Source organism: Anabaena sp. UHCC 0204 (genome assembly GCF_009711975.1).
Taxonomy (GTDB): Bacteria; Cyanobacteriota; Cyanobacteriia; order Cyanobacteriales; family Nostocaceae; genus Dolichospermum.
Genome location: NZ_VIKW01000081.1, coordinates 104,242 through 113,687, shown reverse-complemented (window position 1 = coordinate 113,687; position 9,446 = coordinate 104,242). Strand labels below are relative to the sequence as shown.

The following is a 9,446-nucleotide window of genomic DNA, read 5'->3' as shown; positions in this document are numbered from 1 at the left end:
TCGCTGGATTTGTAATATTACTTGTCCCGGTTCCACAAAAGATTCAACTGAGAGATTGTCTCTAGAATTATTAACAGGTGAATTTCCTCTAATTAAGTCCTGATTGGGACGATTTTCTGCAATAGAGGCATTTCGTAAAAAAGATGGGTTTTCAATTACTCCTTGTCCAGTAATCGGTGACTGTATTGCTAAAGCGGCATTTATTTCAGCCTGAACACCAGCGAGTGTTGGATCTGATATCACATTAGAACTTTGATTAGTTAAATTTAATCCTTTGATTAAATCACTTGTTTCGTAAAAGTTCCTCAAATCAAAATCGTATAATCCCTGAAATTTATCTGCAACTACAACCATTAATTGTCCAGCTTCTAAAACATAATTTTGGGAAGCTTTCTGATTAAAAACCTCAATCCCGCTATTTGTTAGCGCCCCGACAATAGTTGTATCTGTTAACGGATTATAACGCACAAATAAGGCTGAACCACGAATTGCGGCGGCTGCATTTGGTGTTTTAATCTGTGTTTGCCCCTGTCCCGGTGTAATCAGTAATAATACAGTCCCGTTGGATAGCTGAAAATTACGTTGTTTTGGCACAAATTTAAAAACGGCTTGTTCTCCCAACCGTGCCAAAGATCCATCATTAAAACGTAAATCTGCAAGAGAGGATCTACCAGTAGATACACTATCCCCAGGTGTGATAATATCTAACTTACGGGCAGGACGCTTGTTTAAGTTATCTTTAGGGATAAATTGAACTATGTTTTGAAGTTTTTGAATTTCCGCTTTTGTTAAAGGAGTCAGAGCGATCGCTCGATTAGATAAAGGTGAAGGTAAAAAGATACCTGTCCATAAAACTAGCAAAAAATATGGTAAAAATTTAGTACACATAACTCAGAGTTTTCACTAATTAGAAATAGTTTGTGCTTTTAGTTGGAAGTTGAGTTCCAACTTTTCGGCTTTTATTCATAAGAATTGTGAAATTTAGTTTATTAAGATGCAAGCAATAATCCCCAGAATCAAACCTCAAGTTTGTAAAGACTTATTTTTTTCAATCATATTAGTTTCTTTCATTGGAAACTGCTGTGATCTTGGAAAAAATAGAGTTTGGGCAACTAATTTAGAAAATCAGGAAAATCCCGATGAACCCGTATCTAATGTAACATATTTTTCAAATATAGAGGAGAATCAGCAGTCTGATGATGATCAAGTAAAATACTCAGAAATACAAGTAGAAACACTAAAGCAAGATTTCAGCAATTTGCAACAGCTAGAAGAATCTAGGTACTTACCAACAAAAACTCCAAAGCCAATAGAGAAAAGATACAATGAATCTGATATTAATTCATCTCAGCAGCTAGAGCCACTTATTCAGGATTTACAAAAGCAAGCCCAAGTCCCTCCAGAATCAGATATTAATCAGGAGTTGGGTTTACGGGTGAGGCCAAAACCGTTAGAAGGTATACCCCCAGTTGAATCTAAACCTATCGGCTCTTTAAAAGCCCGTGTTGGTTACTTCCAAGCAAGTAATATCTTTTCTGCTCAAGATAATCCTATAGAAGATGGTTTAGTTTTTTCGGGCTTAACTTTGGCTTCTACGTATTTCCCTCTAAGCAGCAGTACCTATATCAACGGTTCTATTGATGGGAATTTGATTCGTTATCTCGACCAATCAAAATACAGTTACAATCAAGTAAGATTGAATTTAGGTATTTACCAACAATTATCTCAGAAAATGTATGGAGAACTGAGTTGGAATAATCAACAGTTATTCTATGCTCAAAATGACAATTTTTTCCAATCTGGAGAACGCTTTTTAAATGAACATTCTTTGCGTCTATCTTTAGGAAGAAGGGATACTCTCAGCCAGAAGTTAATGCTAGATAGTATCTATGAATTAAGTGTTAATTTTTCTGATCCAGAAAGTCGTAGTCGGGTAATTAACTCTTTTTGGGTTTCTTTAAATTACTATTTACAAAAACCCTTGCAAGTTGGCATTAATTACAAATTAAATCTATCAGATTTCACCCAAAGGGAAAGAGAAGATCAATTACACCGTTTATATGCAAATTTAAATTACAGTATATCTAAAACAAGTAATGTAAATCTGCAATCTGGTATGAATTTTGGTGATTCTAGCCAAAGCAATATTGATTTTTCTAGCTGGTTTTTCAGTGTAAACTATAATTTTGAATTAGGTAAATTTTGAAATTGGTAATTGGTAATGGGTAATTGGTAATAGTTTACGCTTCTAACAGTGGACAACTGACAACTGACAACTGACAACTAACAACTGACAACTAACAACTGACAACTGACAACTGACAACTAACTAATAACTAATCCAATCACTCCAACTACCAGCGTAAAGTTTAGCTGTGGGAATTCCGGCTATAGCTAAAGAAAGTAAATTTACACAAGCTGTGACACCAGAACCACAATATACTAAAATTTCTTTGGTTGTGTCTATATTTTGCCAACGTTGAGATTGTTCCGTGTGGGAAAGTATGCACCCAGACGCATCAGTTACTTCTGTCCAAGGATAGTTGACAGCACCGGGAATATGTCCAGCAACTTTATCAATTGATTCTCTTTCTCCACGATAGCGATCGCCTTCCCTAGAGTCAATCAAAACTACATCTGGGTTATCTTTATGAGTTTTTACATAAGTAAAATCTACAACTTTCTCACTTTGTACATAGGGAATAAATGTTCCTCCCCTAGATGTAGGAATTACTTTGGTCACAGAATAACCTGCTTTTTCCCAACAGTCAAAACCACCATCTAAAACAGCTACTTGTTCATGTCCTAAATATCGCAATAACCACCATAAACGAGATGCAAAAGCTAAACGAGAATCATCATAAGCTACTACTAAAGTTTTTTGGGAATTTACCCCAATAGCTGATAATTTTTCCGCTAATTCAGCAATGTTTGGTAAAGGATGTCTTCCTCCATGTTCTCCCACAGGACTAGATAAATCTTGATTTAAGTCTAAATAGTAAGCACCCGGTATATGATTAGCTTCATATTGCTTTTTTCCTAACTGTGAATCAGCTAAGGAAAAACGACAATCAACAATCACAACTTGAGGATTATTGAGATTTTCAAATAGCCATTGTGGAGAAACAATAAGTTGATTATTCATAATTGGTAATTGGTAATTTTTTTCCTTTTTCTTCTGACTCTTGACTGGGTGCAGTCCCTGCGCCCCTACTAACTTAAATGCCCAATTTAGAAAAATTTACACCCCAAAAAACAAAAGATGGCTCTTTTACGTTCTTTTCCCCAGAATTTAACGAAACCTTTCATAGCCATTATGGAGCAAAACAAGAAAGTTTATTCAAGTTTGCTGTCCCTACTCAATTAGCAACTTTAGCTAAAAAGGGAACGGTACAACTGTTAGATGTTTGTTATGGTCTAGGATACAACACAGCAGCGGCTTTACAAACCATTTGGGAAGCAAATCCTAGTTGTCACGTAGAAATTATTGGTTTGGAACTAAATCCAGTTGTACCCCAAGCAGCAATTACCCATCATTTATTTGATAGTTGGAACTACGATTGTCCAGATATTTTAACTCAAATAGCTTTTGAGCATCAAATCCAAACAGATCACCTCCAGGCTAAATTACTAATTGGTGACGCGAGAAGTTCAATTCTCCAGGTACATCAATCAGGTTTTCAAGCTGATGCAATTTTTCTTGATCCCTTTTCACCACCAAGATGTCCCCAGTTATGGACAGTGGAGTTTATCCAAAAAATAGCACAATGTTTACATCAAAATGGGTCACTCGCTACCTATTCTTGTGCTGCTGCGGTAAGAACTGCACTGTTATCTGCTGGTTTAATTATAGGCTCGACTTCACCCGTAGGAAGACGCACACCAGGGACAATAGCAGCACATCCCCCCACAGACGCAAACTCTACTCAGCCCAGTCTTCCCCGTATTTCTCCAGCAGAAGCAGAGCATTTACTGACTCGTGCAGCTATTCCCTATCGAGATCCTTACTTAAGTGATAGTGCGGAAATAATACTCAAGCGCCGACAACAGGAAGTACAAAGCTCCGTGCTAGAATCAACTTCACAATGGCGCAAAAGATGGAAAAGGTAGAATTTAAAGATACATTATATATATTTATTGCAATTTTAAAGTTTTGTTAAAGATAAAACTTTACTAAAATTAATATTTGTGTAATAATTTCCATGTAGATTCCCAGTCCGTGAGTAAGTATTTAGTTTCGTCAAGTAAGATCATCAAATTATCAAATCATATTAAAAATACCTAAAAGTTTCAAAACTAAATAATATCTTGTCGCTAACTAACAACAGAAATAGTTCACGTTGTCAAATCATTAGGGGGTAATTTCGTGCTTCAACAACAATTAAAGTCTTTGGATTCTACAAACAATCAAGAAAATCTCATCCGAGAAATAGCAACACCTTTATTTTCGGACATCGAATATAATACTACTAATATCTATGATTCTATAGTTTATAAAACTTCGAGTGTTTTAAAAAATCATCCAAATTTAGAAGGTACTGATCAACTATTGTTTTTTTTTGCTGTAGCGATCGGTAGTCGTGATCCTGATACAGGTGATCACTGTGAAAGACTGGTAAAAATGGGTTCTGAATTTGGAAAATATCTACAACTTTCACCTGTGGAAATTCGAGATATAACCTGGGGTGCTTATCTCCATGATATAGGTAAAATAGCGACTCCTGATACAGTGTTGCTGAAAAAGGAAAAACTTACCCCAGATGAATGGGAGATTATGAAGCAGCACGTTGTGATCGGAGAAAGAATTTGTCAGCCATTAGCAAGTACGAAAGGTGTGCTTCCTATTATTCGCAATCACCATGAACGCTGGGATGGTTCAGGTTATCCTGACGGACTTAAAGGAAATGAAATCCCCTATATAGTTCAAGTATTTCAAATTATTGATATTTACGATGCTTTGATTAGTACAAGACCTTATAAAAAAGGGCTGACATCAGAATTAGCAATTTCACTGATGTGGAAAGAAACTAATACTGGTTGGCGTAATCCGGAACTGATGGAAAAGTTTACCGAATTTATTCTCCAGTCAGACAATTTCAGAACAAAATATTAACAATCTTTGTCTGTTAAAGAAATCTCGAAAATTGGATACATCACGTGAACAATAAAAAGTCTTCTTCTTATTTGAGATGATTAACTGATATGATCTGACCTTGAACAGAACAATTCAAAAAAGCATTTATCGCAAATTCACTGATAATTAATTATGGTTGTTGTAGCAATTCTCGCAGCAGGAAAAGGAACAAGAATGAAATCTAACCTACCCAAAGTTTTACATTCTTTGGGAGGAAAATCTTTAGTTGAGCGCGTTATTGAAAGTGTTGAACCCCTTTCACCTTCACGCAGGTTAGTGATTGTTGGTTATCAGTCCCAGGAAGTAAAAACCGCGCTGGATTCAATTCATGGACTGGAGTTTGTAGAACAGACTGTACAATTAGGCACAGGTCATGCTATCCAACAATTGCTTCCCCATTTAGAAGGTTACACTGGGGATTTATTGATTTTAAATGGTGATGTCCCTTTGTTGCGGACGGAAACTTTGAAAAACCTTTTACAAACTCACCAAGAAAATGAGAATTCCTGTACTATTCTCTCTGCACAATTAGCAAATCCCCAAGGTTATGGAAGAGTTTTTCGTAACAGTGATGGTACTGTTCAAAAAATGGTTGAGGATAAAGATTGTACTCCTAACCAAAGAGAAAATAATCGAGTAAATGCGGGTATTTACTGTTTCCGTTGGCCAGATTTAGCAAAGTTTTTGCCTCAATTAGAAGCTAATAATGCCCAAAAAGAATATTACCTGACTGACGCTGTAACTCAAGTGGGGAAGGTAATGGCTGTAGATGTGCAAGATTATCAAGAAATTTTGGGAATTAATGATAGATTGCAATTAGCAACAGCTAACGATATTTTGCAAAGACGGATTAAGGAAAAATGGTTGTTAGCAGGTGTGACGTTAATTGATCCTGCAAGTATTACTATTGATGAAACTGTGGAATTACAACCAGATGTAATTATTGAACCGCAAACTCATTTGCGAGGAAAAACGGTGATTAAATCTGGTAGTCGCATTGGTCCAGGAAGTTTAATTGAAAATAGTGAATTGGGTGAAAATGTCACTGTTCTATATTCTGTAGTCACAGATAGCATTATTCAATCTCAAACTCGGATTGGACCTTATGCTCATTTAAGGGGTCATGCAGAGGTGGGTATTGGTTGCAGAATTGGTAATTTTGTAGAGTTGAAAAATACCCAATTAGGCGATCGCACTAATGTAGCACATCTCTCATATTTGGGTGATACAACAGCGGGAACTCAGGTAAATGTCGGTGCGGGAACAATTACTGCTAATTATGACGGTGTGAAAAAGCATAAAACAATTATAGGCGATCGCACCAAAACTGGTTCTAATAGTGTTTTAGTTGCACCTATTACTGTGGGGAATGATGTCTACATAGCCGCAGGTTCAACGGTGACAGAAGATGTCCCTGATGATTCTTTAGTAATTGCACGCAGTCGTCAAGTTGTGAAACCAGGTTGGAAGATGAAAACTGACAGTTAATATTTTTTAGGGTGCATTAATAACGCACCCTTTTTGTTTCGCGCAAAGGAGCAAAGACGCAAAGGAAGAAATACATTTTTATGCAGAAATCTGATTAATTCCTACTTTATAAATTACCTGTTCTCGTACCGAATTTGCAGCAGCTAGAGCTATTTCTTCCCAATCACTAGCTAATAGTAAAATAGTTAAAAGCAACTTTAATAGATCTCGATTAGATATAAATTCTTCAACATTATATAATTCATCTTGTTTTAAAATATCTTGCAGTGCTGATAAAGCTACAGGTTGGGGTAATTGTAGTCTTTGAATCAAGCGTTTTTGTGCTACTTCTAAGGCTGTTTTTTCCCCTATACCCAAATTCCATTCTTTCAGGAGTAACCGCAGTTCTCGGTTGAGTGATACGCGCAACTGTGTCATTCTTCCAAACATTCCCGGATTTTGCCATAAAGCGGGAATTGCTAAACCCCAATCTAATCCTGCTGTTACGTCGCAGTCGGTTTCATCTTCAATTTGAATTGCTGCTTGGAGAGATGCTGGGTTAAAAAGTAAATCAATAGCTTCAGCTACATTCTGGTTATTATTCATAATTACTCCTTGCATCATTTTTGTAGTCGTAACATACCATATTCAAAGTAGGTAAGATTCTCGTATTCTTCATCAATACCAAGATTGAGCATATTTTGGTTTTCATAAAATCGTTCCGCAGTTGGAAGTGAATGCAGTCCAATTCTTCCACCATAACCTAACTCTACACTTCTGAGTCGTGCATATCTCAATAATGCAGTCCCTACACCTTTGTATCGTGGTGGACGTTGTATTTCTTTACGATTCCAAGGAGCAGAGGTAATGTACTGGATATATACTAATCTTTGCCCAATTGCAGAGCGTGAACCGTGTAATTGAGTTTCCACCATCATTAACCCTTGAGTACAATCTTCACATTCCAGCGCATAGCCTTCTTGGTTGTCTTGTTTGCTAATATATCCCAGTTTAAATAACCAATCCCAAAACTTATCTTCTGCTTGAAAAACTCGTAACTCCTCGCGCCATAAGTTTTCATAATCATGGATGTGCTTTTGAGATAATTCAACAAGATTGGCGTTAACTGGTGAGTTGTCTGTACCTCGATTTAATTGAATTTGTAGCTGCACTAATAAACCCTGTCTGAATTTTTATATAAGTTGAGTTTATCGCTGAATGGGTTTCGTATAGTGCATAATAATAGATATTTTCATTTGTACTAGATTCAATAAGTTTCTACTTACAATAAAAATACTCTTTTTGGATTAATCTCTCATAAATGTGTCTAATCGACATATCTACTACATACCTTAATATTAATTTGATATGCAAAAAATATTATTTTGTGCAGCACAAAAACATAAAAATGGCATATAATGGGTAGTATGAACATGAACTGCCATTATAAATAAGGCAGTTTTATCACACATAAAACAAAGGTAAGGACATGAAAATTGCAACAAACTATACGCCAAAAGGCAAAAAATTAGACACAGGGCAGGATTCAGTCGTTTCAGGAGAAACCCAAAGCCCTAGTGTGCAAGACTCTCCCAACTCTACATCTGGAAAGCGAATATCAGTTTTAATGACTGATGAAGCTGCCGAGCTACTGCACTACTTAGCGGAAACGCAAGGTGTTTCTAAAAGCGAAGCTCTTAGAAAGGCTATAGCGACTGAAGCCTATTTTCTCAAAGAAAGAAAAAATGGCTCTCAGATTCTGCTTCAAAAACCCAATGAGAAGATTAGGGAGGTGATTTTCAGATAAGGATAGGGTAGAGGTGGGGAGAGTAACCCAGCAAACTCTACGAAAAAGTTCTTAAAATGACTGTTAACAACATCGCAAAACAAGTACCTACTAACCAAGTGCTAACATCTGTTGGTACTCAAGATGATAAAAATAATTCTCTACTTCCTGATGAGTTAGTGGTAGTAAGTACAGTAGGTGATGAACCTGTTTCACGAGAAATAAGTGAGGAAGCATTCCTCAAACTTACGTTAGCTCATAAGAATGAAGACAACAAAGCCAGACTACTTATTTTCCTGACAGGGATATTTGCATCTAGCTTGGTTGCTCTAATTTCAATATCATATATCGCTTTGGACAAATCCGATAGCGTGAGGGGTTTTGTTAAAGACATTATTCCGATTGTAATCGCACCACAAGTAACGCTGTTAGGAGTGCTAAGACGGGATAAAGGTAAGAAAGATGATTAAAGATATTTAAAAATAGTGAACAACCCCTACTAAATTAGCCCATGTAGGGGTTTTTCTTTGGGAAAGTTTTCAGTTTAGAATTGAGATAGCAGTAAGCAGAAATATTAGCTAAAACCAAAATAAATGTTTTTCATGAAGCGAAAAATTTAACATGGAAGAACTACTGGAAATTAGACAACTCTTACAACAAGGAAAAATCCATGAAGCATTACTATTAGTGGATGAATTAGAAGAAATGAGCCTCAGTGATAAAATCAATAAAATTGATAGTTATGGCGTAATTCTCCTCATCCATTTAATCAAACAAAAAGCTGAAAAACGTTCTACCCGTTCTTGGGAACTTTCCATAGAAAATGCAGTACGGGAAATCAATAAAATTAATAAACGCCGCAAATCTGGTGGTGTTTACTTGAATCAAACAGAATTAATGGAAATTCTTCAACAAGGATATCAAGTAGCACTAAAAAGAGCGGCGTTAGAAGCTTATGAAGGACGTTATGAAACAGAAGAATTAGCAGCTATGGTTAATGAACAAGAAATTTTATCTCTGTCGCTAGAATTAATTCAACACTAGCAAATTCCAGGGTGT

The 9,446-nt window shown here is 36.3% G+C and carries 10 protein-coding genes and 1 pseudogene; 7 read left to right on the top strand and 4 right to left on the bottom strand.

Features of this window, described 5'->3' with window-relative positions; genetic code table 11:
* Positions 1-888 (bottom strand): FecR family protein (locus FJR04_RS25145; RefSeq protein WP_168499992.1); only part of this gene is annotated, 888 nt, incomplete at its 3' end.
* Positions 889-994: 106 nt separating this feature from the next.
* On the opposite strand from FJR04_RS25145, the gene FJR04_RS25140 reads away from it, so the two are divergent.
* Positions 995-2,206, top strand: a complete 1,212-nt coding sequence (locus FJR04_RS25140) for a hypothetical protein (protein WP_217359533.1) — start codon at positions 995-997, stop codon at positions 2,204-2,206.
* Between the two features lie 123 nt (positions 2,207-2,329).
* Here FJR04_RS25140 and FJR04_RS25135 read toward each other — a convergent pair whose 3' ends face one another.
* Positions 2,330-3,148 (bottom strand): sulfurtransferase, encoded by an 819-nt coding sequence (locus FJR04_RS25135; RefSeq protein ID WP_168500023.1) that lies wholly within the window; start codon positions 3,146-3,148, stop codon positions 2,330-2,332.
* Positions 3,149-3,222: 74 nt separating this feature from the next.
* On the opposite strand from FJR04_RS25135, the gene FJR04_RS25130 reads away from it, so the two are divergent.
* From FJR04_RS25130 to glmU, 3 genes and pseudogenes are all read left to right on the top strand, one after another.
* Entirely contained in the window at positions 3,223-4,110 is an 888-nt protein-coding gene (locus tag FJR04_RS25130; protein ID WP_168499990.1) for a tRNA (5-methylaminomethyl-2-thiouridine)(34)-methyltransferase MnmD, read from the top strand.
* 433 nt (positions 4,111-4,543) lie between these two features.
* Positions 4,544-5,113: pseudogene (locus FJR04_RS25125) on the top strand (HD-GYP domain-containing protein); the annotation flags it as partial.
* 153 nt (positions 5,114-5,266) lie between these two features.
* Positions 5,267-6,622, top strand: a complete 1,356-nt coding sequence (glmU, locus tag FJR04_RS25120) for a bifunctional UDP-N-acetylglucosamine diphosphorylase/glucosamine-1-phosphate N-acetyltransferase GlmU (protein WP_168499988.1) — start codon at positions 5,267-5,269, stop codon at positions 6,620-6,622.
* 78 nt (positions 6,623-6,700) lie between these two features.
* Here the strand turns inward: glmU and FJR04_RS25115 are convergent, their stop codons facing one another.
* Both FJR04_RS25115 and FJR04_RS25110 read right to left on the bottom strand, forming a co-directional pair.
* Positions 6,701-7,207, bottom strand: coding sequence for a hypothetical protein (locus FJR04_RS25115; protein ID WP_168499986.1), 507 nt, complete (start codon positions 7,205-7,207; stop codon positions 6,701-6,703).
* A gap of 14 nt (positions 7,208-7,221) precedes the next feature.
* Positions 7,222-7,773 carry a GNAT family N-acetyltransferase gene (locus FJR04_RS25110; protein WP_168499984.1) on the bottom strand — a complete coding sequence of 184 codons (552 nt, stop codon included), beginning with the start codon at positions 7,771-7,773 and terminating at the stop codon, positions 7,222-7,224.
* 317 nt (positions 7,774-8,090) lie between these two features.
* On the opposite strand from FJR04_RS25110, the gene FJR04_RS25105 reads away from it, so the two are divergent.
* From FJR04_RS25105 to FJR04_RS25095, 3 genes are all read left to right on the top strand, one after another.
* Positions 8,091-8,408 carry a ribbon-helix-helix domain-containing protein gene (locus FJR04_RS25105; RefSeq protein ID WP_168499982.1) on the top strand — a complete coding sequence of 106 codons (318 nt, stop codon included), beginning with the start codon at positions 8,091-8,093 and terminating at the stop codon, positions 8,406-8,408.
* Positions 8,409-8,464: 56 nt separating this feature from the next.
* Positions 8,465-8,857, top strand: a complete 393-nt coding sequence (locus FJR04_RS25100) for a hypothetical protein (protein WP_168499980.1) — start codon at positions 8,465-8,467, stop codon at positions 8,855-8,857.
* Positions 8,858-9,008: 151 nt separating this feature from the next.
* Entirely contained in the window at positions 9,009-9,431 is a 423-nt protein-coding gene (locus FJR04_RS25095; protein ID WP_168499978.1) for a DUF29 family protein, read from the top strand.
* Positions 9,432-9,446: the final 15 nt, after the last annotated feature.

What these genes read in the sequence shown, in the direction of transcription:
- FJR04_RS25140 (WP_217359533.1), top strand. Translation starts at nt 995, where the DNA reads ATGCAAGCAATAATCCCCAGAATCAAACCTCAAGTTTGTAAAGACTTA.
- FJR04_RS25130 (WP_168499990.1), top strand. Translation starts at nt 3,223, where the DNA reads ATGCCCAATTTAGAAAAATTTACACCCCAAAAAACAAAAGATGGCTCT.
- glmU (WP_168499988.1), top strand. Translation starts at nt 5,267, where the DNA reads ATGGTTGTTGTAGCAATTCTCGCAGCAGGAAAAGGAACAAGAATGAAA.
- FJR04_RS25115 (WP_168499986.1), bottom strand. Translation starts at nt 7,207, where the DNA reads ATGAATAATAACCAGAATGTAGCTGAAGCTATTGATTTACTTTTTAAC.
- FJR04_RS25105 (WP_168499982.1), top strand. Translation starts at nt 8,091, where the DNA reads ATGAAAATTGCAACAAACTATACGCCAAAAGGCAAAAAATTAGACACA.
- FJR04_RS25100 (WP_168499980.1), top strand. Translation starts at nt 8,465, where the DNA reads ATGACTGTTAACAACATCGCAAAACAAGTACCTACTAACCAAGTGCTA.
- FJR04_RS25095 (WP_168499978.1), top strand. Translation starts at nt 9,009, where the DNA reads ATGGAAGAACTACTGGAAATTAGACAACTCTTACAACAAGGAAAAATC.